Source organism: Citrobacter rodentium NBRC 105723 = DSM 16636 (genome assembly GCF_021278985.1).
Lineage (GTDB): Bacteria > Pseudomonadota > Gammaproteobacteria > Enterobacterales > Enterobacteriaceae > Citrobacter_A > Citrobacter_A rodentium.
The window spans coordinates 2,731,385-2,755,379 of the sequence record NZ_CP082833.1; the positions used below are offsets into that span (position 1 = coordinate 2,731,385).

24 protein-coding genes are annotated in these 23,995 nt (G+C 55.7%); 14 read left to right on the plus strand and 10 right to left on the minus strand.

The annotated features are described in order from the left end of the window. The first annotated feature begins 4 nt into the window (after positions 1-4). Positions 5-778 (plus strand): histidine ABC transporter ATP-binding protein HisP, encoded by a 774-nt coding sequence (hisP, locus tag K7R23_RS12920; protein WP_012906876.1) that lies wholly within the window; start codon positions 5-7, stop codon positions 776-778. A gap of 89 nt (positions 779-867) precedes the next feature. Here hisP and K7R23_RS12925 read toward each other — a convergent pair whose 3' ends face one another. From K7R23_RS12925 to yfcG, 4 genes are all read right to left on the minus strand, one after another. Further along, the gene (locus K7R23_RS12925) at positions 868-1,371 is read right to left on the minus strand and encodes a GNAT family N-acetyltransferase (protein ID WP_012906875.1); all 504 of its coding nucleotides are present in this window, start codon (positions 1,369-1,371) and stop codon (positions 868-870) included. A gap of 69 nt (positions 1,372-1,440) precedes the next feature. Then, entirely contained in the window at positions 1,441-2,334 is an 894-nt protein-coding gene (locus K7R23_RS12930) for a TIGR01777 family oxidoreductase (RefSeq protein WP_012906874.1), read from the minus strand. A gap of 20 nt (positions 2,335-2,354) precedes the next feature. Next, the gene (folX, locus tag K7R23_RS12935) at positions 2,355-2,717 is read right to left on the minus strand and encodes a dihydroneopterin triphosphate 2'-epimerase (RefSeq protein WP_012906873.1); all 363 of its coding nucleotides are present in this window, start codon (positions 2,715-2,717) and stop codon (positions 2,355-2,357) included. A gap of 53 nt (positions 2,718-2,770) precedes the next feature. Further along, positions 2,771-3,418, minus strand: a complete 648-nt coding sequence (gene yfcG, locus K7R23_RS12940) for a GSH-dependent disulfide bond oxidoreductase (RefSeq protein ID WP_012906872.1) — start codon at positions 3,416-3,418, stop codon at positions 2,771-2,773. Between the two features lie 138 nt (positions 3,419-3,556). Between yfcG and yfcF the strand changes: the two genes are divergently transcribed. Genes yfcF through yfcD form a run of 3 tightly spaced genes read left to right on the plus strand, consistent with a single transcriptional unit; the run spans position 3,557 to position 5,456 of the window. Next, positions 3,557-4,201: a glutathione transferase gene (gene yfcF / locus K7R23_RS12945; protein ID WP_012906871.1), complete on the plus strand. Its 645-nt coding sequence runs from the start codon at positions 3,557-3,559 to the stop codon at positions 4,199-4,201. Between the two features lie 56 nt (positions 4,202-4,257). After that, positions 4,258-4,809, plus strand: coding sequence for a phosphodiesterase (gene yfcE, locus K7R23_RS12950; RefSeq protein ID WP_024132810.1), 552 nt, complete (start codon positions 4,258-4,260; stop codon positions 4,807-4,809). A 56-nt stretch (positions 4,810-4,865) separates the two neighbouring features. Next, positions 4,866-5,456 carry an NUDIX hydrolase YfcD gene (gene yfcD, locus K7R23_RS12955; protein ID WP_042623048.1) on the plus strand — a complete coding sequence of 197 codons (591 nt, stop codon included), beginning with the start codon at positions 4,866-4,868 and terminating at the stop codon, positions 5,454-5,456. A 4-nt stretch (positions 5,457-5,460) separates the two neighbouring features. On the opposite strand, the gene K7R23_RS12960 is transcribed toward yfcD, so the two are convergent. Further along, positions 5,461-6,480 (minus strand): LacI family DNA-binding transcriptional regulator, encoded by a 1,020-nt coding sequence (locus K7R23_RS12960; RefSeq protein WP_012906868.1) that lies wholly within the window; start codon positions 6,478-6,480, stop codon positions 5,461-5,463. Between the two features lie 249 nt (positions 6,481-6,729). Here K7R23_RS12960 and K7R23_RS12965 point away from each other — a divergent pair, with 249 nt between their 5' ends. The 5 genes from K7R23_RS12965 to K7R23_RS12985 all read left to right on the plus strand — a co-directional run bounded on the left by K7R23_RS12965 (position 6,730) and on the right by K7R23_RS12985 (position 10,748). Then, the gene (locus tag K7R23_RS12965) at positions 6,730-7,173 is read left to right on the plus strand and encodes a PTS sugar transporter subunit IIA (protein WP_012906867.1); all 444 of its coding nucleotides are present in this window, start codon (positions 6,730-6,732) and stop codon (positions 7,171-7,173) included. 78 nt (positions 7,174-7,251) lie between these two features. Then, complete coding sequence (locus tag K7R23_RS12970; RefSeq protein WP_024132809.1) at positions 7,252-7,524, plus strand: PTS sugar transporter subunit IIB; 273 nt, start codon at positions 7,252-7,254, stop codon at positions 7,522-7,524. Between the two features lie 62 nt (positions 7,525-7,586). Continuing rightward, the gene (locus K7R23_RS12975; RefSeq protein WP_012906865.1) at positions 7,587-8,975 is read left to right on the plus strand and encodes a PTS ascorbate transporter subunit IIC; all 1,389 of its coding nucleotides are present in this window, start codon (positions 7,587-7,589) and stop codon (positions 8,973-8,975) included. Continuing rightward, positions 8,972-9,802: a transketolase gene (locus tag K7R23_RS12980; protein WP_012906864.1), complete on the plus strand. Its 831-nt coding sequence runs from the start codon at positions 8,972-8,974 to the stop codon at positions 9,800-9,802. Before K7R23_RS12975 ends, K7R23_RS12980 begins: the two co-directional genes overlap by 4 nt. Further along, positions 9,795-10,748, plus strand: coding sequence for a transketolase family protein (locus K7R23_RS12985; protein WP_012906863.1), 954 nt, complete (start codon positions 9,795-9,797; stop codon positions 10,746-10,748). The genes K7R23_RS12980 and K7R23_RS12985 overlap by 8 nt, the downstream gene beginning before the upstream one ends. Before the next feature lie 188 nt (positions 10,749-10,936). On the opposite strand, the gene yfcC is transcribed toward K7R23_RS12985, so the two are convergent. The 3 genes from yfcC to ackA all read right to left on the minus strand — a co-directional run bounded on the left by yfcC (position 10,937) and on the right by ackA (position 16,091). Next, positions 10,937-12,463 carry a putative basic amino acid antiporter YfcC gene (yfcC, locus tag K7R23_RS12990; RefSeq protein WP_012906862.1) on the minus strand — a complete coding sequence of 509 codons (1,527 nt, stop codon included), beginning with the start codon at positions 12,461-12,463 and terminating at the stop codon, positions 10,937-10,939. A 205-nt stretch (positions 12,464-12,668) separates the two neighbouring features. Next, positions 12,669-14,810, minus strand: coding sequence for a phosphate acetyltransferase (gene pta, locus K7R23_RS12995; RefSeq protein WP_012906861.1), 2,142 nt, complete (start codon positions 14,808-14,810; stop codon positions 12,669-12,671). Between the two features lie 78 nt (positions 14,811-14,888). Next, positions 14,889-16,091 (minus strand): acetate kinase, encoded by a 1,203-nt coding sequence (gene ackA, locus K7R23_RS13000; protein WP_024132807.1) that lies wholly within the window; start codon positions 16,089-16,091, stop codon positions 14,889-14,891. 340 nt (positions 16,092-16,431) lie between these two features. Between ackA and yfbV the strand changes: the two genes are divergently transcribed. The 4 genes from yfbV to K7R23_RS13020 all read left to right on the plus strand — a co-directional run bounded on the left by yfbV (position 16,432) and on the right by K7R23_RS13020 (position 20,056). After that, positions 16,432-16,887 carry a terminus macrodomain insulation protein YfbV gene (gene yfbV, locus K7R23_RS13005; RefSeq protein ID WP_012906859.1) on the plus strand — a complete coding sequence of 152 codons (456 nt, stop codon included), beginning with the start codon at positions 16,432-16,434 and terminating at the stop codon, positions 16,885-16,887. Positions 16,888-16,979: 92 nt separating this feature from the next. Beyond that, complete coding sequence (locus K7R23_RS13010; RefSeq protein ID WP_012906858.1) at positions 16,980-17,474, plus strand: YfbU family protein; 495 nt, start codon at positions 16,980-16,982, stop codon at positions 17,472-17,474. A 10-nt stretch (positions 17,475-17,484) separates the two neighbouring features. Then, positions 17,485-18,144, plus strand: a complete 660-nt coding sequence (locus K7R23_RS13015; protein WP_012906857.1) for a sugar phosphatase — start codon at positions 17,485-17,487, stop codon at positions 18,142-18,144. Between the two features lie 79 nt (positions 18,145-18,223). Further along, positions 18,224-20,056 carry an SLC13 family permease gene (locus tag K7R23_RS13020; protein ID WP_012906856.1) on the plus strand — a complete coding sequence of 611 codons (1,833 nt, stop codon included), beginning with the start codon at positions 18,224-18,226 and terminating at the stop codon, positions 20,054-20,056. Between the two features lie 66 nt (positions 20,057-20,122). Here the strand turns inward: K7R23_RS13020 and yfbR are convergent, their stop codons facing one another. Both yfbR and alaA read right to left on the minus strand, forming a co-directional pair. Beyond that, positions 20,123-20,722: a 5'-deoxynucleotidase gene (gene yfbR / locus K7R23_RS13025; protein ID WP_012906855.1), complete on the minus strand. Its 600-nt coding sequence runs from the start codon at positions 20,720-20,722 to the stop codon at positions 20,123-20,125. Positions 20,723-20,815: 93 nt separating this feature from the next. Continuing rightward, positions 20,816-22,030 (minus strand): alanine transaminase AlaA, encoded by a 1,215-nt coding sequence (gene alaA, locus K7R23_RS13030; RefSeq protein WP_012906854.1) that lies wholly within the window; start codon positions 22,028-22,030, stop codon positions 20,816-20,818. A gap of 916 nt (positions 22,031-22,946) precedes the next feature. Here alaA and lrhA point away from each other — a divergent pair. After that, positions 22,947-23,885, plus strand: coding sequence for a transcriptional regulator LrhA (gene lrhA / locus K7R23_RS13035; RefSeq protein WP_012906853.1), 939 nt, complete (start codon positions 22,947-22,949; stop codon positions 23,883-23,885). Positions 23,886-23,995: the final 110 nt, after the last annotated feature.

Genomic DNA, 23,995 nt, shown 5'->3' on the forward strand with positions numbered 1-23,995 from the left:
CACGATGTCTGAGAATAAATTAAACGTTATCGATTTGCACAAACGCTACGGCGAACATGAAGTGCTGAAAGGGGTATCGCTGCAGGCCAATGCCGGGGATGTGATTAGCATCATCGGCTCCTCCGGTTCGGGCAAAAGCACGTTTTTGCGCTGTATTAACTTCCTTGAAAAACCGAGTGAAGGTTCGATTATCGTCAGCGGGCAGAATATCAATCTGGTGCGCGATAAAGACGGCCAGCTGAAGGTGGCGGATAAAAACCAGCTTCGGCTGCTGCGCACGCGTCTGACGATGGTCTTTCAGCACTTTAATCTGTGGAGCCACATGACGGTGCTGGAAAACGTGATGGAAGCGCCGGTTCAGGTGCTGGGACTGAGCAAGCAGGAAGCCCGCGAGCGGGCAATGAAATATCTGGCGAAAGTCGGCATCGATGAACGCGCGCAGGGGAAATACCCGGTGCATCTTTCTGGCGGTCAGCAGCAGCGCGTGTCGATTGCGCGGGCGCTGGCGATGGAGCCGGAAGTGCTGTTGTTTGATGAACCGACCTCGGCGCTGGACCCGGAGCTGGTAGGCGAGGTGTTGCGCATTATGCAGCAGCTGGCGGAAGAGGGGAAAACGATGGTGGTGGTGACGCATGAAATGGGCTTTGCGCGCCATGTCTCCAGCCATGTGATTTTTCTGCATCAGGGAAAAATTGAAGAAGAGGGCGAACCGGAGCAAGTGTTTGGCAACCCGCAGAGCCCGCGCTTGCAGCAGTTCCTTAAAGGTTCATTGAAATAGCCTGGAACGGTGCCGGATGGCGGCGTAAACGCCTTATCCGGCCTACGGGAACGAAGACGCCATTGGCAGGCCTGATAAGCGCAGCGCCATCAGGCGCTTTCCAGACGGTATCCCCAGTCATCAAAACGGATGCCGTTTATCTCAAAGACTTGCTCCAGTATCTGAGTGCGTACAAAGCCAAGCTTCTCCAGCAGCCGCACGGAGGGGAGATTTTCCGCCAGCACCCAGGCGTTGATGGCCTTTATCCCGGCATCGCGAAAGGCGTATTCGCAGACGGCGCGGACGGCTTCGACAGCGAACCCGCGACCCTGCGCCTGCGGTAGCAGGCAGTAGCCGATATCCGCCTCCTGCGGGAACTGATGGCTGATTTGCAGCCCGACATCGCCCAGCGGCGTGGGATCGTTATGCTGGCGAATAACAAACATGTGCTGCGACCCCAGACGTCGCGCGAACAGCAGGCGGGTATCCCGTTCCGGACCGATCTCGCCCATATAGCGCATAATCTCCGGGTTTTCGCGCAGGGCGAGAAAAAAGGGCCAGTCGGTTGCCTGAAAGGGGGAGAGCGTCAGTCGCGGGGTCGTCAGTAATGCCATAACATCGCCATTCCGGAAGCCAGTCTGACTACCTTACCACCGGAATGGCGGAGATGCACAGGCCGGGCGTCAGCGAATCACATCCGCCAGCGCTTCGTCTAAATCATACCAGCGAAAGGCGAAGCCGGCGGCTTCGAGGCGCTTCGGCAGCGCGCGCTGACCGCCCAGCACCAGCACCGATGCCTCACCCATCAGCAGGCGAATCGCGGTCGCCGGTACGCGGACAATAGCCGGACGGTGTAGCGCGTGGCCCAGCGCGTGAGCAAACTGCTCATTGCGTACCGGATACGGCGAAACCATATTGAACGGCCCGCGCAGATCGTTATCAAGCAGCCAGAGGATCGCATTCACCATATCGTCAATATGGATCCACGCCAGGTACTGGCGTCCGTTGCCGACAGGTCCCCCCAGCCCAAGACGAAACGGCGGAACCATTTTGCCGAGAATGCCGCCTTTCGGCGCCAGCACCACGCCGGTGCGCAGCAGACAAACGCGGGTGTTATCGCTTTGCGCCATGCAGGCGAGCTGTTCCCAGCGCGCGCACAGCTTATGAGTAAATTCATTGTGCGGCGGCTCCTCTTCGGTCACCACCACCTCGCCGAGATCGCCGTAGTAGCCGGTGGCGGAACCTGAAATCAACACCGATGGCGGCACGTCGCTGGCGTTAATCAGATCCGCCAGCTTTTGCGTGATGCGCCAGCGGCTCTGGCACAGCCGCTCCTTCTGCGCGGCTGACCAGCGTTTGTCTGCAATAGGTTCGCCAGCGAGGTTAATCACCGCATCCACGCCGTTAAGATTCTGCTTATCCTCCAGCGTGCTCCATAGCGTGACCCGGCTGTCGAGCCGGTCGCGCGCTTTTGCGGGATGGCGCGTCAGAACAGTGACCTGATGCCCCAGCCTGAGCAGTCGCGGAATAAGCTCTCCGCCGATAAGTCCCGTGCCTCCGGTTACCAGTATATTCATGCAGCCTCCCGTATTGCCGGTTAGCGCCGCCAGCTCAGGGTCATCGAGACTGAATCGGCGTAGCGTAACGCGTGTAGTTTGTCGACTTCCACTTCAGCATAAGTGACCCAGTGGTGTTCGCGTGCGATGTCGAGCACATCCTGCGTCAATTTTTCTAATAACGAAAAGCGGTTGTTCTCAACGTGCTGAAGAATGCTTTTGGTGATGGTGCGGTAATTCAGCGCGTCGTTGATATCTTCGCTGACGCGCGCTTTTTCTGCCGGATAGTGAATCGTGACGTTAATAACAATATCCTGGCGGTTGTTGATCTCTTCTTCTTTAATGCCGATAAACGTGCGTAAGCGAAGGTTTTTTATACGAATAATCGCGTCAGGTTGAGACATTGCAGGTTTCTCCATGTGTGAATATTCGCATCATACACGAGAACCATGCGACGTTACCCTTTCAACGTCTCAGGATTAAGCTGCGCCTGCAACAGCGCGCGTTCGGTTGCCGGGCGCGAGCGGATACGCGCATACCAGTTTTTCACCGCCGGATACATCGCCAGATCGATGCGCTGGCGCTGATGGGCGTGAACCCACGGCCAGCAGGCGATATCGGCGATGCTGTAATGTTCGCCGCCCAGCCAGGGCGAGTTTTCAAGCCGCTTGTTCAGGACGTTGTACAGTCGCTGGGTTTCGACCTGATAACGCTCAATCGCATAGGGGATGGCCTGCGGGGCAAAATGGTTGAAGTGGTGGTTCTGACCCAGCATTGGCCCCAGACCGCCGACCTGCCAGAACAGCCACTGCAAGGTGACGTGGCGCTCGCGCAGTTCGCCGCTCAGTAACATGCCGCTCTTTTCCGCCAGATACAGCAGGATCTCGCCCGACTCAAAAAGGCTGAGCGGCGCGCCGCCGTCGGCAGGGGCACGATCGACAATGGCGGGAATTTTATTATTGGGGGAAATGGATAAAAAATCGGGACGAAACTGATTACCTTTACTGATATCGACTTTTATCAACCGATAGTCCAGCTCGGCTTCTTCCAGAAAGAGCGTAATCTTGTGTCCATTGGGCGTCGGGGCGTAATAGAGGTCGATCATTTCTGCTCCAGAAAGCGGTTTTAAGTATGCGACAACCACAAGTATAGAAAGCCTGGCGCGTTGTGTGAGTTTTGATCAGGTGACAGCAAGCGAAAGAGTCTTTATGTTGGGAAAAAAACGCAACAAGACGAGGAAGCTATGAATAAACCTGTCATTACACTCTGGTCGGACGCCAACTTTTTCTCTCCTTACGTGCTCTCTGCTTACGTGGCGCTACAGGAGAAGGGGCTGTCTTTTAGCCTGAAAACTGTCGACCTTAACCAGGACGAACATCTCCAGCCCGGCTGGCAAGGCTACGCCCAGACCCGCCGGGTGCCGCTGCTGGAAATCGACGGATTTGAACTCAGCGAGTCGTCGGCCATTGCCGAGTATCTGGAGGAGAGATTTGCGCCGCCAACCTGGGGACGTCTTTACCCGCTGGATCTGCAAAAGCGCGCGCGGGCGCGGCAGATTCAGGCCTGGCTCCGCAGCGACCTGATGCCGATTCGCGAAGAGCGTTCGACGGAGGTGGTTTTCGGCGGCGTGAAAAAAGGGCCGCTGAGCGAGGCGGGGAGAGCCAGCGCGGAAAAATTGTTCGCCACGGCGGGTAATCTGCTGGCGCACGGTATGCCGAATCTGTTCGGCGAATGGTGCCTGGCGGATACCGATCTGGCGCTGATGCTCAACCGACTGGCGCTGAATGGCGACGCGGTGCCGGAGCCGCTGGCCGACTACGCGACGTTTCAGTGGCAACGCGCCTCGGTCCAGCGTTTTATTGCGCTTTCCGCGAAGCGTTCGGGCTGATAAAGCGTCTATAATCCAGTATCATAGCGCGCGGTATTTACGATACGGAGAAGGTGATGAAACTGATGTTCGCGTCCGATATCCACGGATCTTTGCCGGCGACAGAGCGCGTGCTGGAGCTGTTTAGCCGCAGCGGCGCGCAGTGGCTGGTGATTCTGGGCGATATACTGAACCACGGACCGCGTAACGCCTTACCCGAAGGCTATGCGCCCGCCAGGGTTGCAGAGCGGCTGAACGGCGAAGCGGCGCGGATTATCGCAGTGCGCGGCAACTGTGACAGCGAAGTGGATCAGATGCTGCTGGATTTCCCCATTACCGCGCCCTGGCAGCAGGTACTGATGGCGAAACAGCGGCTGTTTCTGACCCACGGTCATCTGTTTGGGCCGGATAAACAGCCGCCGCTGTGCGCCGGGGATATACTGGCATACGGGCACACCCATCTGCCGGTAGCCGAAAGGCGGGGCGAAATTTTCCATTTCAACCCCGGTTCGGTGAGCATCCCCAAGGGCGGCCAGCAGGCGAGCTACGGGATGCTGGATGAGAATGTTTTGCGCGTCATCGCACTCAATGATCAAAGTATCATTGCGCAGGTGACGATTAATTCGTAATTTACCCCCACAAATGTAAATGCGCCGTAAGAGCGCCAAAAAAAGAAGGTTTCCTGATGGTGGAACAGCGTCGTTTGGCAAGTACGGAATGGGTGGACATTGTTAATGAAGACAACGAAGTCATTGCACAGTCCAGCCGTGAACAGATGCGGGCGCAGTGCCTGCGGCATCGCGCGACCTATATCGTCGTACATGACGGGATGGGCAAAATTCTTGTGCAGCGTCGTACCGAAACAAAAGACTTTTTACCCGGTATGTTAGACGCCACTGCGGGCGGCGTCGTGCAGGCTGATGAGCAACTGCTGGACTCGGCCCGCCGCGAAGCGGAAGAGGAGCTGGGTATTGCGGGCGTGCCCTTCGCCGAGCACGGCCAGTTCTATTTTGAAGATGAAAACTGCCGCGTCTGGGGAAGTCTGTTCAGCTGCGTGTCGCACGGACCCTTCGCGCTTCAGGAAGATGAAGTGAGCGAAGTGTGCTGGATGACGCCGGAGGAGATCACCGCCCGCTGCGACGAGTTTACCCCGGACTCCCTGAAAGCGCTGGCGCTGTGGATGACCCGCAACGCCAGAACAGATATGGCTCTGACAGAGACGCCGCAGGAAAAGCAGCAAGAGAAACAGCAGGTAAAACAGGAAGAGGCGGAGTAACGCTTCAGCAGCTGTCGCGCAGGCATAAACTGGAGGCGATCTGCTTTTGATCGCTCCAGTTGCCATCCTGAAGCCTCGCCAGTAAGGCTCGCCCGGCCTCAAGGCCGATCTTCCGGTGCGGCACCGCTATCGTCGTCAGCGGCGGCTGGCAGGCCCGGCTGACGTCGCTGTCGCCAAATCCCACCACCGCCAGATCGTCAGGCACTTTAATCCGTCTGCGCTGGCATTCATACAGTACTCCACAGGCCAGTTCATCCGAGACGCAGACCAGCGCGTCCAGCTCCGGCCACGCGAGAAGAAACTCGGGAAGCTGCGAAGCGCCGGTAGAAAAATTGGGCGGCAGGGCGGCATTTATCACCCGGTTTGGCGACATATGGTGGCGCAGCATGGCTTTATACCAGCCCTGCAGGTGCTGCTGAAAGATCCACTGCTCCTGATTAGCGCACAGCAGGCCAATGTTCTGATAGCCGCGCTGAATCAGCATTTCCGTAAGCTCGTACATGGCGGCAACGTTATCGATACCGATATTCATATCAAGCGGATCGGTGCGGATCGCTCCCATCTCCATCACCGGAATTGAGGCGTTTTTCAGCCAGTTGCGCACGGTATCGCTGTGCTCGACGCTGAGCAGTATCGCCGCCGCAATATTGGAGGCCAGCAGCGTCTCCAGCAGCTTTTCCTCCTGCTCAAGACGGTGGCGGGACTCCGCCAGCATGATCTGATATCCGGCAGGCTGGAGGATCTCCTGGAGTCCGGCGAACATCTCCGAACAGCCTGCCTCAGTAAGATTCGGCACCACCATCGCGATGGTACGCGAGGACGCCGAGGCCAGCGCGCTGGCGGCAAGGTTCGGCATATAGCCCAGTTCATTGACTGCGGCTTCGATCTTCTCCCGCAGCTTATCGGAGACCTGTTCAGGCGTGCGCAATGCGCGCGAGACGGTCATGGTGCCGACACCGGCAAGTTGAGCGACATCGGCGATGGTCACTTTTCCTGTACTACGCCGTTTTCGGGTTAGAGACATACAAATTCCTGCGCCATTACAACCAGTTGAGGAGCTTTTTTATCATCGTTTTTCGCTTCGCGTTACGCGCAGTATACGCCTTAATTGCCATTTTTTGCTGTGATTTCATGCCGCAATGCTGTTTTGATAGCGCTATCACAAATCTGAGCGATAACCTTTGATAGCGCTATCTTTGTGATTTTGATCGCAGATAAGCCCACGGGCGTTGAATAAAGTTTGCCCATCCTGAGCGCAGAAAAAGGAGGAAAGGTGCTTAATACCTGGTTAACGGACACGACGATCCAGCTTCGTGACGGCGTTGAACAGTGGCAGGAAGCGCTGGCGATTTGTGCCCGACCGCTGCTTGAGGCAGGCGTTATCACGCCGGATTACATCAGCGCGATCGTGGCGCAGCACCAGACGCTGGGGCCGTACTTCGTTCTGGCGCCGGGACTGGCGATGCCGCATGCCCGACCTGAAGAAGGGGCGAACGGTCTGGGCTTAGCGTTACTGAAACTGCAACGCGGCGTTTCATTTGGCGCCGGTGAATATGATCCGGTGGATCTTATTATTTTATTAGCGGCGCCCGATAAACATCGTCATATCGAAATGATCTCCGCGCTGGCGGAATTATTTTCCAGCGAAGAGGATCTTGCCTTGTTACATCAGGCCACCACTCTGGAGGAAATTAAAACGATTATTTCACGCTACTGATTTAAGCCACACCCCGATTAATACAACATTACGCGCGAGCGTGATGCAGACCTGTTCTACTTAAAAAAGGTGATAATAATGAAAATTATGGCGGTTTGCGGCTCCGGCCTTGGCAGCAGTTTTATGGTCGAAATGAATATTAAAAAAGTACTTAAGAAAATGGATATAGAAGCGGAAGTGGAACATGCCGATCTCTCTTCCGCAACGTCCGGCGCCGCCGATCTGTTTGTTATGGCGAAAGATATCGCCGCCAGCGCCAGCGTGCCCGAGGCTCAACTGGTGGTGATTAATAACATTATAGATATCAATGAACTTGAAGCGCAGCTGCGCGCCTGGTTCGCTAAACAATAACGGTATTTGCCGACAAACGTTCAGATCGTATTGACCGCAAATATGCTTAGAGCGAGGTGGATATGTTTATCCTTGAAACGCTGAATTTTGTTGTTGATATTCTTAAGGTGCCATCGGTACTGGTAGGGTTAATTGCCTTAATTGGTCTGGTGGCGCAAAAAAAAGCTTTTTCCGATGTTGTAAAAGGCACGATTAAAACCATTCTCGGATTTATCGTTCTCGGCGGTGGGGCGACCGTACTGGTCGGGTCGCTAAATCCATTAGGCGGTATGTTTGAGCACGCGTTTACTATTCAGGGCATCATCCCTAATAATGAAGCGATCGTCTCTATTGCGCTGGAAAAATATGGCGCTTCGACGGCGCTCATTATGGCTTTCGGGATGGTGGCGAATATTCTTGTCGCACGCTTTACTCGCCTGAAATACATTTTCCTCACCGGACACCATACGTTCTATATGGCCTGCATGATTGGCGTTATCCTGACGGTGGCGGGCTTCAACGGCGTGGGGTTGGTCTTTACCGGATCGCTAATCCTGGGACTGGTGATGGCCTTTTTCCCGGCGCTGGCGCAGCGTTACATGCGGCGTATAACCGGAAACGATGAGATTGCTTTTGGTCACTTCGGCACGCTTGGCTACGTGCTCTCCGGCTGGATTGGCAGCGTATGCGGCAAAGGCTCCCGCTCGACGGAAGAGATGAACCTGCCGAAGAACCTGAGCTTTCTGCGCGACAGTTCGATTTCCATCTCGCTGACCATGATGATCATCTATCTGATTATGGCGTTAAGCGCCGGTCGGGAATACGTTGAAGGCACGTTCAGCGGCGGTCAGAACTATCTGGTTTACGCCATCATCATGGCGATTACCTTTGCCGCCGGGGTGTTCATTATTTTGCAGGGCGTCCGTTTGATCCTCGCGGAAATTGTCCCCGCCTTCACCGGTTTTTCTGAAAAGCTGGTGCCCAACGCCCGCCCGGCGCTGGACTGTCCGGTGGTCTATCCCTATGCCCCTAACGCCGTGCTGATTGGCTTTCTGTTCAGCTTCCTCGGTGGGTTGGTAGGGCTGTTCCTGCTTGGTCAAATGAAGCTGGTGCTGATCCTGCCGGGCGTGGTGCCCCACTTTTTCACCGGCGCGACGGCGGGCGTCTTCGGCAATGCCACCGGCGGACGCCGCGGGGCAATGATTGGCGCCTTTGCCAACGGCCTGCTGATTACCTTCCTTCCCGTCCTGCTGCTGCCGGTATTAGGCGCTATCGGCTTTGCCAATACCACCTTCTCAGATGCCGATTTTGGCGTTGTCGGTATTGTGCTGGGCAACCTGGCCCGCTACCTGTCGCCATTCGCCATTTCGGGACTGGTCGTGGCGCTGTTCGCCCTGCTGGTGGCCTGGAACCTGTTAGCGAAAAGCCGGACAGCGGTGAAAACGCCGGAAAAAAATGGAGCTAAATCATGAGTGTGAACGAGATCGGTCAGCTGGCGCGCGATATTCGCCTCGCGACGTTAAGGTCGCTTATTCATTTAGGTTTTGGTCACTTTGGCGGCTGCATGTCGGTCGTGGAAACGCTGGCGTTGCTGTATGGCGCAGTGATGAAAATTGATCCCGCCGACCCGGACTGGCCTGAGCGCGATTACTTCGTTTTATCGAAAGGCCATGCGGGACCGGCGCTGTACAGTACGCTGGCAATAAAGGGATATTTCCCGCTGGAGGAGCTGAGTACGCTGAATCAAAACGGCACCCGTCTGCCCAGCCATCCGGACCGGCTGAAAACGCGCGGCGTCGATGCGACCACGGGATCGCTGGGGCAAGGGATCTCTATTGCGGCGGGCATGGTGCTCTCGCACAAGCTGGCGGAGCGTCCGAACCGGGTGTTTTGCATTGTCGGCGACGGCGAGCTTAATGAGGGCCAGTGCTGGGAGGCGTTTCAGTTTATCGCCCATCATCGTCTGAACAATCTGACGATATTTGTCGACTGGAACAAGCAGCAGCTGGATGGCGAACTGGACGACATTATTTGTCCGTTCAGCCTGGAGGAGAAATTCCGCGCGTTTGGCTTTGCGCCGTTTACGGTGAAAGGCGATGACATTGCTGGCCTGCTGGCGGTGGTACAACCGGTCCCGGAAGCGCAGGAACGCCCGCGCGTGGTGATCCTCGACACCATTAAAGGCCAGGGTGTGCCTTACCTGGAACAGCTGAACAACTCTCATCACCTGCGCCTGACGGAAGAAATGAAGCAGGCGCTGAATGACGCTCTTCGCCAACTGGAGGTGACGCATGATTAAGCTCGCGCCCGCGGGACAAAAAGACAGCGTTGAGATGCGCAAGGTCTACGCCGGATTTGTGGCGAAACAGATTGCGGCGGGAAGCCCGGTCATCGCGCTGGAAGCCGATCTGATGAGTTCAATGGCGATGGACAGCGTGGCGCGGGACTGGCCGCAGCACGTTATCAATTGCGGGATTATGGAGGCCAATGTGATCGGCGTCGCCGCCGGGCTGGCGCTGACCGGGCGTAAGCCGTTCGTGCACACCTTTACCGCCTTCGCCAGCCGCCGCTGTTTTGACCAGCTGTTTATGTCGCTGGATTATCAGCGTAACAACGTCAAAGTGATTGCTTCAGATGCCGGCATCACCGCCTGTCATAATGGCGGGACCCATATGTCGTTTGAAGATATGGGCATTGTGCGCGGGCTGGCGCACGCGGTCGTCCTCGAGGTGACGGATGCCGTTATGTTTGCCGATATTCTGCGCCAGCTTATCGATCTCGACGGCTTTTATTGGGTGCGCACCATCCGTAAGCAGGCGCCGTCTATTTATGCGCCGGGTTCAGTGTTCACTATCGGTAAAGGGAACGTGCTGCGGGAGGGGGAGGATGTCACCTTAATCGCCAATGGAATTATGGTCGCTGAAGCGCTGGAGGCCGCCCGGCAGCTGGAAAGAATGGGCGTCAGCGCCGCGGTCATCGATATGTTTACCCTGAAGCCTGTCGATCGCATGCTGGTGAAAAATTACGCAGAAAAAACGGGAAGGATAGTGACCTGCGAAAACCACAGCATCCATAATGGGCTGGGTTCGGCGGTGGCGGAGGTTCTGGTGGAAACGTGTCCGGTGCCGATGCGCCGCGTTGGCGTCAAAGAGCGTTATGGCCAGGTGGGGACGCAGGCGTTCCTGCAGCAGGAGTACGGCCTGACCGCCGCCGCCATTGTCGACGCGGCGAAATCGATGATGTGATGGGAGCCGGAGGGCGTATTTTGCCTGATGGCGCTGCGCTTATCATGCCTACGACAACTTCTTCGGTCCGTAGGCCGGATAAGGCGTTAACGCCGCCATCCGGCGCTGTTTTGCCTGATGGCGCTACGCTTATCAGGCCTACAGGAACGTGTTGTGGCCTGTCGTTTACGCCGCCATCCGGCACTGCTTTACTGATACCCCATTAACTGCGCGCCAATCACCAGCACGCTGGACATGATAAACAGCAGCCCCAGCAGCGTTGCGGCTGGCTTGATCCAGCAGCGGAAATCGACCCGGCAAACGCCCAGCGTCGCCATTAACGATGCCGAGGTGGGATAAATAATATTGCTGAACCCGTCGCCTAACTGGAAGGCCAGAACGGCAACCTGACGGCTGACGCCGACCAGATCGCTGAGCGGCGCCATTAAAGGCATGGTCAGCGCCGCCTGCCCGGAGCCCGAGGTGACGAAGAAATTGAACAACGTCTGGAACAGCAGCATAAACCAGGCGGCAACCGCGGTGTGCAGCTCACCAATACCGCCAGCGATGGCGTTAAGTATCGTGTTCAGCACGCTCGGGGTACTGGCGTCGCCATTGCCAATCAGCAGCATAATCCCTTTCGCGAAGCCCACCAGCAGGGCAGGGGCAATCATAATTTTCGCGCCTTCGGTGAAGGCGTTCGCCATCGCGTTGAGCGTCATGCCGTTCAGACGAAAGAGCACGCCAACCAGACCGATGGCGAGCCCCATTGTGAAGAACTGACTGGCAATTTCGGGAATAAACCAGGCATGAACGATAACGCCCCAAATCACCCAGCCAATGGCGGCGGTCAGAATGGCTAATACCAGCCAGTCTCCGGCGCCCAGTTTACGCTGCGCGATCTGCTGCTGCTGTTCGCGGAAAAAACGGTCCGACTCCCGGCAGGGCGACAGCTCAGGCGATTTGCGGACCCGCGAGGCGTAAAGAAGCGTGAAAACCATCGCCAGCAGGGTCGCAAATACCCAGATGACGATACGCAGCCCTGAGCCGGAAAGTACCGGAATGCCCGCAATGCCCTGGGCTATGACCACGCTGAACGGGTTCATCCAGGAGGTGGCGAAGCCAATCTGTGTGGCAACGTAGGTCACCAGCACCGTGGTAATGCTGTCGTAGCCCAAACAGACCATCAGCGGGGCGATAATAATGGCGAAAGCGACCGCTTCTTCCCCCATCCCGAACACGGCGCCGCCGAGGGAAAACAGGATAAACAGAACCGGAATAAACAGGATCTCGTTACCTTTGGTGCGGTTAATCAGCGCGAGAATGCCGTTGTCGATAGTGCCGGTGCGCATGACGATGCCGAAAGCGCCGCCAATAACCAGCATAAACATAATAATGCCGATGGCGGAGCCATACTTATCGCCCGACGTCAGCCCTTCAAACGGGAAGTTCATCAGCCCCGCGCTGCCCTCGCCGGTAGAAAAAAACTGTACGTGGTTGTACTGCGCTTCGCCTGCGGCATCCGTCACGATGCGAAACGAACCGGGATCGACAACCTGGCGGCTTTTCTCAACGCCTTCGACCTGATAGTGAATTTGTTGCGTATCGAACTGCCCGACGGGCACCAGCCACGTAAGAATGCTGGTAAAGATGGCGACGAAAAAGATGATCACCAGCGTATCGGGCATGGCAAACTTTTGCCGTTTCGCGGGCGGAGTTGGTGTAACAGAGGACATAGCATACCTTCCATGTAGCGTTGCAAGGGAATAAGTATGCATCTCACTGAATATAAATGCAATTTCTGACCATGACGCGAGGCCGCTTTAAGAATTTACTCTACTCTTTAGCGCACATTTCGGGCAAAAAAAATCCGGATGCTTTTGCATCCGGATTGATATGTCGTCTTTAACCGCCGGAACCAGTCGGCGGGCGGACAGGGAATTAACCCTGCTGGGACGCCTGAATCGCGGTCAGGGCGATGGTGTAGACGATATCGTCAACCAGCGCGCCGCGGGACAGGTCGTTCACCGGCTTGCGCATACCCTGCAGCATCGGCCCGATGGAGATCAGGTCGGCGGAGCGCTGTACCGCTTTGTAGGTGGTGTTACCGGTGTTCAGATCCGGGAAGATGAACACGGTAGCGCGACCTGCAACCGGAGAGTTCGGCGCTTTGGATTTCGCAACGTCAGCCATTACCGCAGCGTCGTACTGCAGCGGGCCGTCGATGATCAGGTCAGGACGTTTTTCCTGCGCCAGACGGGTTGCTTCGCGGACTTTCTCTACGTCGCTACCTGCGCCAGAGGTGCCGGTGGAGTAGGAGAGCATCGCAACGCGCGGTTCGATACCGAAAGCAATCGCTGAATCAGCGGACTGGATAGCGATTTCAGCCAGTTGCTCTGCGGTCGGATCCGGGTTGATCGCGCAGTCGCCGTAAACGTAAACCTGTTCCGGCAGCAGCATGAAGAACACAGAAGAGACCAGCGAGCTGCCCGGCGCGGTTTTGATCAGCTGCAGCGGCGGACGGATGGTGTTCGCGGTGGTATGAACCGCACCGGAAACCAGACCGTCGACTTCGTCCTGCTCCAGCATCAGGGTGCCGAGCACCACGTTGTCTTCCAGCTGTTCGCGGGCGACGGTTTCGGTCATGCCTTTGCTCTTACGCAGCTCAACCAGACGCGCGACATAGCTTTCGCGGACCACTTCCGGGTCGACGATTTCAATGCCGGCGCCCAGCTCTACGCCCTGAGAAGCGGCAACGCGGCTGATTTCATCCGGGTTACCCAACAGCACGCAGGTGGCGATACCGCGCTCCGCGCAGATAGCGGCCGCTTTCACGGTACGCGGCTCGTCGCCTTCCGGCAGCACGACGCGTTTACCGGCTTTACGCGCCAGCTCGGTCAGCTGGTAGCGGAAGGCTGGCGGAGAGAGACGGCGGCTGCGCTCGGAGGTCGCGGTCAGCGACTCAATCCAGTCGGCGTTGATGTAGTTGGCAACGTACTCCTGCACTTTCTCGATACGCTCATGGTCGTCAACCGGTACTTCAAGGTTGAAGCTCTGCAGGCTCAGCGAGGTCTGCCAGGTGTTGGTGTTAACCATGAATACCGGCAGGCCGGTCGCGAAGGCGCGCTCGCACAGTTTAGAGATGCGCGCGTCCATTTCGTAGCCGCCGGTCAGCAGCAGGGCGCCGATTTCCACGCCGTTCATCGCGGCGAGGCAGGCGGCAACCAGAACGTCCGGGCGATCGGCTGAAGTGACCAGCAGGGAACCGGCGCGGAAGTGTTCCAGCATATGCGGAATGCTACGGGCGCAGAAGGTGACGGATTTCACGCGGCGGGTGTTGATGTCGCCTTCGTTGATGATCGTGGCGTTCAGATGACGCGCCATGTCGATCGCACGGGTGGCGATCAGGTCGAAGCTCCACGGCACCGCGCCGAGAACCGGCAGCGGGCTGCTGGCGCTGAGCTGAGCCGGATCGACTTTGATCACCTTCGCTTTCGAAGAGTCGTCAAAAATCTCGGACAGATCCGGACGGGTACGACCCTGTTCATCCACCGGCGCGTTCAGTTTGTTGACGATAACGCCCGTGATGCTGCTGTTTTTTGCGCCGCCGAAGCTGCTGCGGGTCAGCTCAATACGCTCTTTCAGCTGTTCCGGAGTATCGGTGCCCTGAGACATGACGAAGACGATTTCCGCATTCAGCGTTTTGGCGATTTCATAGTTCAGAGACTGAGCGAACTGGTGTTTACGGGTCGGGACCAGACCCTCAACCAGCACCACTTCCGCGTCTTTGGTGTTCGCGTGATAGTTAGCGATGATCTCTTCCATCAGCACGTCTTTCTGGTTGCTGGAAAGCAGAGATTCAACGTGGCTCATCTTCAGCGGTTCAGCCGCCGGCAGGTTAGAGTTCGCGCGAACGATAGTGGTGGTCTGGTCTGGCGCATCGCCACCGGCGCGCGGCTGAGCGATAGGCTTAAAGACGCTCAGACGAACGCCTTTGCGTTCCATAGCGCGGATCACGCCGAGGCTGACGCTGGTCAGGCCGACGCTGGTTCCGGTAGGGATCAGCATAATAATACGGGACACGGTTTATCCTCTTTCGTTACCGCCGATATCGGCGGGTGACAAAACAGCACCGCCAGCATGATGGCTGGCGGTGTGGAATCAGGCAGTCAGACGGCTCGCGTCTTGCGCGATAACCAGTTCTTCGTTGGTTGGGATCACCACCGCAGGACGGGTGCCTTCTTTGTTGATGAAGCCGGATTTGCCGAAGCGCGCCGCCAGGTTGCGTTCGTGATCGACTTCGAAGCCCAGCACGCCCAGTTTGCCCAGGGAGAGCTCGCGAACCATCGCGGCGTTTTCACCGATACCACCGGTGAAGACGACGCCGTCCAGACGGCCATCCATCAGCGCGGTGTAAGAACCGATGTATTTCGCCAGACGGTGGCAGTAAACGTCCATTGCGCGCTTAGCGTCTTCTTTGGAGGCGTAGTTATCTTCCACGTAACGGCAGTCGCTGGTGACTTCGGTCAGACCGAGCAGACCCGATTCTTTGGTCAGCATTTTGTTGATCTGATCGATGTTCATGCCCAGGTTATCGTGCAGGAAGAAGATGATCGCCGGGTCGATGTCGCCGGTACGGGTCCCCATCACCAGGCCTTCCAGCGGGGTCAGACCCATAGAGGTGTCGACGCACTTGCCGTTGCGGATAGCGGAGACAGAACCGCCATTGCCGAGGTGGCAGGTGATGATGTTCAGTTCGTCTACCGGCTTGTTTAGCATTTTGGCGGCTTCCTGAGTCACATAGTAGTGACTGGTGCCGTGGAAACCGTAACGACGGACGCCGTGTTCTTTATACAGGTTGTACGGCAGGGCATACAGGTAAGACTCTTCCGGCATGGTCTGGTGGAACGCGGTGTCAAACACGGCAACGTTCTTGTCTTTCAGCGCCGGGAAAGATTTCAGCGCTTCAGTAATACCGATCAGGTGAGCCGGGTTGTGCAGCGGCGCGAACGGCGCGGCGTCTTTGATGCCCTGAATAACGGAATCATCAATGACTACGGAGCTGGTATACTTCTCGCCGCCGTGTACGATACGGTGACCGATTGCCGTTAACTGCGCAGACAGTTCTGGTTTTTGTGCCAGAATAGTATTAACGATAAAGTTCAGCGCTTCACTGTGAGCGGCGCCTGCACCTAAAGCCGCTTCTTGTTTACTGCCGTCCATTTTCCACTTGATGCGTGCTTCTGGAAGATGGAAACATTCGGCTAAACCAGAAAGGTACTCTTCACCATTAACTGCATCGATGATTGCAAATTTCAGTGAGGAGCTACCGCAGTTCAGAACCAGTACTAACTTACTCGACATGGAAGTACCTATTATTGATACGTGGCTAAAAAAAACGTCAGGGAGCCATAGAGCGTAGCGCAGTGTGACGCTGACATTTATGATTAACATCATGCGCAGTTGTCTTTTTAGGCATGATGGAAGAAATACCTTTGAGTCTATGCCATTTTGCGTATTTTTCAGCCAATGGCATACTATGTGTTAATTTGACGACTCAATGAATCTGGACTACCAGCCATTTACAGGCCGCTACAGGATACCTGATACTGGGTATCAATGCCAAAATGTTTTGAACGTTGTCCCCCATAGTTGTTGTTTTGCACGAATTTTTGAAATTTTATATGTGAAGTTGAGGTAAGACATGCCGACACCGGATCATCGCTCCGTAAATTTTTTTAGCCTTTTTCGTCGGGGGCAGCATTACTCAAAGACATGGCCGATGGAAAAGCGCCTTGCGCCGGTCTTTGTAGAGAACCGCGTGATACGCATGACGCGCTACGCGATCCGCTTTATGCCGCCGATTGCCGTCTTTACTCTCTGCTGGCAAATAGCGCTGGGCGGCCAGCTCGGACCGGCGGTGGCAACCGCGCTGTTTGCGCTCAGTTTACCGATGCAGGGGCTGTGGTGGTTAGGCAAGCGCTCCGTGACGCCGCTGCCGCCTTCCATCCTCAACTGGTTTTACGAAGTCAGGGGAAAATTACAGGAAGCCGGGCAGGCGCTGGCGCCGGTTGAAGGCAAACCGGATTACCAGGCGCTGGCTGACACGCTTAAGCGCGCCTTCAAACAACTGGATAAAACTTTCCTTGATGATTTGTAATTGACCCCGGATTACGCATATAAAAGAAGGCATATTGATGCCTTCTTTTTTTTCACTTTTTTCACCGTAGTAGAGTGATACAGGAGTCCCGAATGGAAATGACCAACGCTCAACGTCTGATTTTGTCTAACCAGTACAAAATGATGACCATGCTCGATCCGACCAACGCCGAGCGTTACCGTCGCCTGCAGACCATTATCGAGCGCGGCTACGGTCTGCAAATGCGTGAACTGGATCGCGAGTTTGGCGAGCTGAAAGAAGAAACCTGCCGCACGGTGATCGACATTATGGAGATGTATCACGCGCTGCACGTCTCCTGGGCCAACCTGAAAGATGCGCAGGGCATTGATGAACGCCGCGTCACTTTCCTCGGTTTTGACGCCGCAACGGAAGCGCGTTATCTCGGCTACGTGCGTTTTATGGTCAATGTCGAAGGGCGCTACACCCATTTTGACGCCGGTACGCACGGTTTCAACGCGCAGACGCCGATGTGGGAAAAATATCAGCGTATGCTGAAGGTGTGGCACGCCTGCCCGCGTCAGTACCATCTGAGCGCCAACGAAATTACGCAAATTATCAACGCCTGAGGGGGTGAACGTGCAGTGTAAAGGCTTCCTGTTTGATCTCGACGGCACGCTGGTGGATTCACTTCCCGCCGTTGAACGCGCGTGGTGTAACTGGGCCGATCGTTTTGGGCTGGCGCATGATGAGGTGCTGAACTTTATTCATGGCAAGCAGGCGATTACCTCGTTGCGCCACTTTATGGCGGGCAAACCGGAGGCGGAGATCGCCGCCGAGTTTACGCGCCTGGAGCAAATTGAAGCCACTGAAACTGCCGGCATCACCACATTGCCGGGGGCGATCGCCTTGCTCAATCATCTCAATGCGTCCGGGATCCCGTGGGCGATAGTCACTTCCGGTTCCATGCCGGTCGCGCGCGCGCGGCACCGGGTGGCCGGTTTGCCGGCGCCGGAAGTTTTTGTCACTGCGGAAAGGGTCAAACGCGGCAAGCCGGAGCCGGACGCCTATCTGCTGGGCGCGCAGCTGCTGGGGCTGGCGGCGAAAGAGTGCGTGGTGGTGGAAGATGCTCCGGCGGGTGTGCTGTCGGGCCTGGCCGCGGGCTGCCACGTTATCGCGGTAAATGCGCCAGCGGATACGCCGCGTCTGGAGGAGGTGGATTTTGCCCTTACCAGCCTGGAGCAATTGTCGGTGAAGAAACAACCGAACGGTGATGTGGTGGTATTAAGAAATACCTGATCATGATTTCGCCCCGGCTTATCGGGGCTTTTTTATGGCAAAATCACGCTATCTTCTCATCTGACAAGGATAGTAGGTTGTGAGCGGTGAATTGATTTGGGTTGTTTCGCTGTTAGCGATTGCCGTAGTCCTGTTTGCGACGGGCAGAGTGCGTATGGATGCGATTGCTCTGCTGGTCATCGTGGCCTTTGTGCTCAGCGGCACATTGAGCCTCAGCGAAGCCTTTTCCGGCTTCAGCGATCCTAACGTGGTGCTGATTGCCGCGCTGTTTATCATTGGCGACGGGCTGGTGCGTACCGGCGTGGCGACCGTAATGGGCGCCTGGCTGGTAAAAATGGCCGGCAGCAGTGAAATCAAAATGCTGGTGCTGCTGATGCTGACCGTCGCCGGGCTGGGTGCCTTTATGAGCTCCACCGGCGTGGTCGCCATTTTTATTCCGGTGGTGTTAAGCGTCTCCATGCGCATGCAAACCTCGCCGTCGCGGCTGATGATGCCGCTCAGCTTTGCCGGGCTTATCAGCGGCATGATGACGCTGGTGGCGACGCCGCCGAACCTGGTGGTGAACAGTGAATTACTGCGTGAAGGCTACAGCGGCTTCAGCTTTTTCAGCGTGACGCCGATCGGCCTGGTGGTGCTGGTGCTGGGCATTCTCTATATGCTGCTGATGCGCTTTATGCTGAAAGGCGATCCTCAGGCGCAGCCGGGCGACGGCTGGAAACGCCGTACCTTTCGCGATCTGATCAAAGAATATCGCCTGACCGGGCGGGCGCGTCGGCTGGCGATTCGTCCCGGTTCGCCGATGATCGGCCAGCGTCTTGACGATCTCAAACTGCGCGAGCGCTACGGCGCGAACGTGATTGGCGTCGAGCGCTGGCGGCGTTTTCGCCGGGTTATCGTCAACGTCAACGGAGTTTCTGAATTTCGCGCGCGCGACGTTTTGTTAATAGATATGTCCGCCGCCGAGGTCGACCTGCGCGAATTTTGTAGCGAACAGCTGCTGGAGCCGATGGTGCTGCGCGGGGAGTATTTCTCTGACCAGGCGCTGGACGTCGGCATGGCGGAGATCTCATTGATTCCCGAATCGGAACTGATTGGTAAATCGGTGCGGGAAATCGGTTTTCGCACCCGCTACGGACTTAACGTGGTCGGCCTGAAGCGCGATGGCGTGGCGATTGAAGGATCGCTGGTCGATGAGCCGCTGCGAATGGGCGATATTATTCTGGTGGTCGGCAACTGGAAGCTTATCGGCATGCTGGCGAAGCAGGGGCGCGACTTCGTGGCGATGAATCTGCCGGAAGAGGTGAGCGAGGCGTCCCCGGCGCACAGCCAGGCGCCGCACGCCATTTTCTGTCTGGTGCTGATGGTCGCGTTGATGCTGACTGACGAGATTCCGAATCCCGTGGCGGCGATTATCGCCTGTCTGCTGATGGGCAAGTTTCGCTGTATCGACGCCGAGAGCGCCTATAAAGCCATTCACTGGCCAAGCATTATTTTGATTGTCGGGATGATGCCCTTCGCCCTGGCGCTGCAAAAAACTGGCGGCGTCGATCTGGTGGTAAAAGGTCTGATGGACGTTGGCGGCGGCTATGGCCCCTATATGATGCTGGGCTGCCTGTTTGCGCTGTGCGCCGCCATTGGTCTGTTTATCTCGAACACCGCGACGGCGGTGCTGATGGCGCCCATCGCGCTGGCGGCGGCCAAGTCGATGGGCGTTTCTCCCTATCCCTTTGCGATGGTGGTGGCGATGGCGGCGTCCGCAGCCTTTATGACGCCGGTTTCGTCGCCGGTCAATACGCTGGTGTTAGGGCCGGGAAATTACAGCTTCAGCGATTTTGTTAAGCTGGGCGTGCCGTTTACCCTGATTGTGATGGCGGTATGCGTGGTGATGATCCCGATGCTGTTCCCGTTCTGATTGCCGCCTGTGCCGGGTCGGCCTGCCGAAGCGGGCAGGCCCGGTAAGCGCGGCGTCGTCAGGCAATCAGAGCGGTGAATCCTGGCTAATCTCATCCAGCGACAGATGGAAGCTCGGGACGAACACCGCCATAAAATAATCCATTTCCGCACTGCGGCGGGCAGCCAGCGTTTTCTCGAGGCGCGTTTTGGCCAGCAGAAACTCGTTATTTCCCGCCGACAACTCTTCCAGACATTTCAGATAGGCGCAGAGGGCATCGGCCTGCTTAACAATCGCCTTCTCCTCGTCGCTCCAGGTTTGTTCGTCGATCAGCGGCGCAAAAATATCCCGTAGCTCGTCGGGCACCATATCCACCAGCTTCTGCTGGGCGATTTTTTCGATGGCCTTATATTCCTGGGCGATTTGCGAATTGAAATATTTTACCGGCGTCGGCAGATCGCCGGTCAGCACTTCTGAGGCGTCGTGATACAGCGCCAGCAGGGCGATGCGCTCGACATTAACCTGGCCCGCGAATTTGCGGTTTTTGATTGCCGCCAGCGCGTGAGCCACCATGGCGACCTGCAGACTGTGTTCAGACACGTTTTCGGTGCGCACATTGCGCATTAAAGGCCAGCGGTTAATAAGTTTGAGGCGGGAAAGATGGGCAAAAAAGTGACTCTGCTTCATAGATTACCTTTTGTCTTTACGACGACAGAGTTCATTGTGGGGGGAGGGGAGAGAAGATGCAAATCAGGCTACCGCAGTAGCCTGAATTTAAGATTATTGATGATAGCCGCTGAGGAAGCGCCCGAAGCGGCCAATCGCCATCTCCAGATCATCTTCGCGCGGCAGGGTCACAATGCGGAAGTGATCCGGCCACGGCCAGTTAAACGCGGTCCCCTGAACCAGCAATACCTTTTCCTGAAGCAGGAAATCGAGGACCATTTTCTGATCGTCATAAATATTGAAGCGCTTAACGTCAATTTTCGGGAACATATACAGCGCGCCGCGCGGCTTCACGCAGGAAACGCCGGGGATGTCGTTAATTAATGCCCAGGCGCGGTTGCGCTGTTCGTAAAGACGACCGCCGGGCATGATAAATTCACTGATGCTCTGATAACCGCCCAGCGCGGTCTGAATGGCGTGCTGGGCCGGAACGTTGGCGCAAAGACGCATCGAGGCCAGCATCTCCAGCCCTTCAATGTAGCCTTTGGCGTGTTTTTTCGGACCGTTAAGCACCATCCAGCCCTGGCGGAAACCGGCGACGCGGTAGGTCTTGGACAGCCCGTTAAACGTCACCGTCAGCAGATCCGGCGCCATCGCGGCAATAGAGTGATGTTCGGCATCGTCATACAAAATCTTATCGTAGATCTCATCGGCAAAAATGATGAGGTTATGCTGGCGGGCGATATCGACAATCTCCATCAGCAGCGCTTTTGAGTAAACGGCGCCGGTAGGGTTGTTCGGGTTAATAATCACAATGCCGCGGGTGCGCGGGGTGATTTTCGCGCGGATATCGTCAAGGTCCGGGAACCAGTCGGAAGATTCATCGCAAAGGTAGTGTACGGCGTTGCCGCCGGAGAGCGCGACCGCTGCGGTCCATAAGGGATAATCCGGCGCGGGCACCAGCATTTCATCGCCGCTGTTCAGCAGTGCCTGCATCGCCTGCACGATCAGTTCCGAGACGCCGTTGCCGATATAAATATCCTCGACGGTGACGTCGCGCATACCCTGCGCCTGGTAATGCTGCATAATGGCTTTGCGCGCGGAATAGAGACCTTTTGAGTCGGAATAGCCCTGCGCGGTGGGCAAATTGCGAATAACGTCGACCAGAATTTCGTCAGGCGCATCAAAGCCAAAGGGGGCGGGGTTGCCAATGTTCAGCTTCAGCACCTTATTGCCTTCTTCTTCCAGGCGTTTGGCTTCTTTCAGAACCGGACCGCGGATGTCATAACAGACGTTTTCAAGTTTGCTGGATTTTTCAATGGGGGACATGAATCTTGACCTTTAAGCTGTTGTCGCCACTTCCTGCCGTGGAAGCTTGCCTGGAACAATGTACTCCCCCGGCGCTGCGTTTTGAAGGCTTTGCAGAAGAAGATTTTACAAAATTGTGAAGCGCTATTGTCCTGTAAATAACTTGATTATTATTTTAAATTGGTTTTATCTTTCATTAAAATCTATATTTATGGATTAATATTTCATGTAAATCCTTTCAATGTGGTCGATTCTCTTGCTGGCAGGAGGCGCGACGGCAGCACGATGTCAGTTAATTCGCGGTTATTTACTTCATTCGTCAATACTGAAAGGTTAATCACGGAAGAGGCTAATCGGGATGGACTATGTACATGACAGTGTAAAACCAATGTTAAGTAAGGTTTATGAATGGCCTGAAAGCAGATTAATTATTATTTAATAATTAGAAAGGCTACATCCCGGGGTTAATATTAGCCGGGTGGTCTGGCAAACATAACTACTCATGCATCAGATTATTCGTATTAAGACTTATAAATAAAAGGGTTTTCGGTTAAGATATCCGGGACGAATGACTTGCAGACCGCTTAAATAGCGAATATACGGGGCGGGAGAGGACTAAACTGCTGGTATATCGTCTTATTTTTGCTGTTGTCGGTCTGGTTCCTTTGGCCAAAAAACCTTTTACAACGCGCATCGGGAGATAACTGTGCTCATTTAATAATGACCGCTGTTTTCCTGGAAATAAACCGAGAAATTGCGTCAGGTATTATTACAAAAGAAAGGGAGTAGCATTTCACTTGTCACGTGATATACATATTTACTTTCACCCGTTTACATCGGGACATCCAGCAAGGGAAGCGCATTACAAACGGAATTGCTTGTTTTTGTATGCACAGCATTAACGCGCTCAGTAAGAGCCGCCAGTAAGTGAAAAATTATGATAAATGCAAATCGTCCGATAATTAACCTCGACCTCGATCTGCTGAGAACATTTGTCGCTGTTGCCGATCTGAACACCTTCGCAGCAGCGGCTGCAGCAGTGTGTCGTACTCAGTCTGCGGTGAGCCAACAGATGCAGCGCCTTGAGCAGCTCGTAGGGAAAGAACTTTTCGCCCGTCACGGTCGTAACAAACTGTTGACTGAACACGGCATTCAGCTTCTGGGCTACGCCAGAAAAATTTTACGCTTCAATGATGAGGCCTGCTCATCATTAATGTTCAGTAATCTTCAGGGGGTATTAACAATCGGCGCTTCCGATGAGTCTGCCGATACCATACTCCCCTTCCTGCTGAACCGTATTAGTTCGGTTTATCCGAAGCTTGCGCTGGATGTCAGGGTGAAGCGAAACGCATACGTTGCGGATATGCTGAAATCGCAGGAGGTGGATCTGATTGTCACCACCAACCGTCCGGCCTCCGTTGAAAGCCTGACGCTGCGCACATCGCCCACCCACTGGTACTGCGCCGCGGAATATGTGCTGCAAAAAGGCGAACCGGTGCCGTTGGTGCTGCTGGACGATCCCAGCCCGTTCCGCGACGTCGTCCTTTCATCCTTAAACGCGGCGAATATGCCGTGGCGTCTGGCATACGTCGCCTCGACGCTGCCAGCCGTTCGCGCGGCGGTGAAGGCCGGTCTGGGCGTGACGGCGCGTCCGGTGGAAATGATGAGTCCGGATCTGCGGGTCCTGGGCGCGGTAGATGGACTACCGCCGTTGCCGGATACTGAATATCTGCTCTGTCGCGACCCGGCCAGCAAGAACGATCTGGCGCAGGTCATTTATCAGGCGATGGATACCTGGCAAAATCCCTGGCAGTATGGCTCCCTTACCCCGGAAGGGGGCGATGACTCTCTCCTGCTCGAAGGAGATTACGAGTAAAGAAACGCAACAAGCTGTTAAACATTGTCTTTGTAAAAAAGAACCGCTGATGTTGAAAAATCACCCAGCGGTTCTTTTTTTGTACTATTATCCTTATCGGGCAAGTGGAA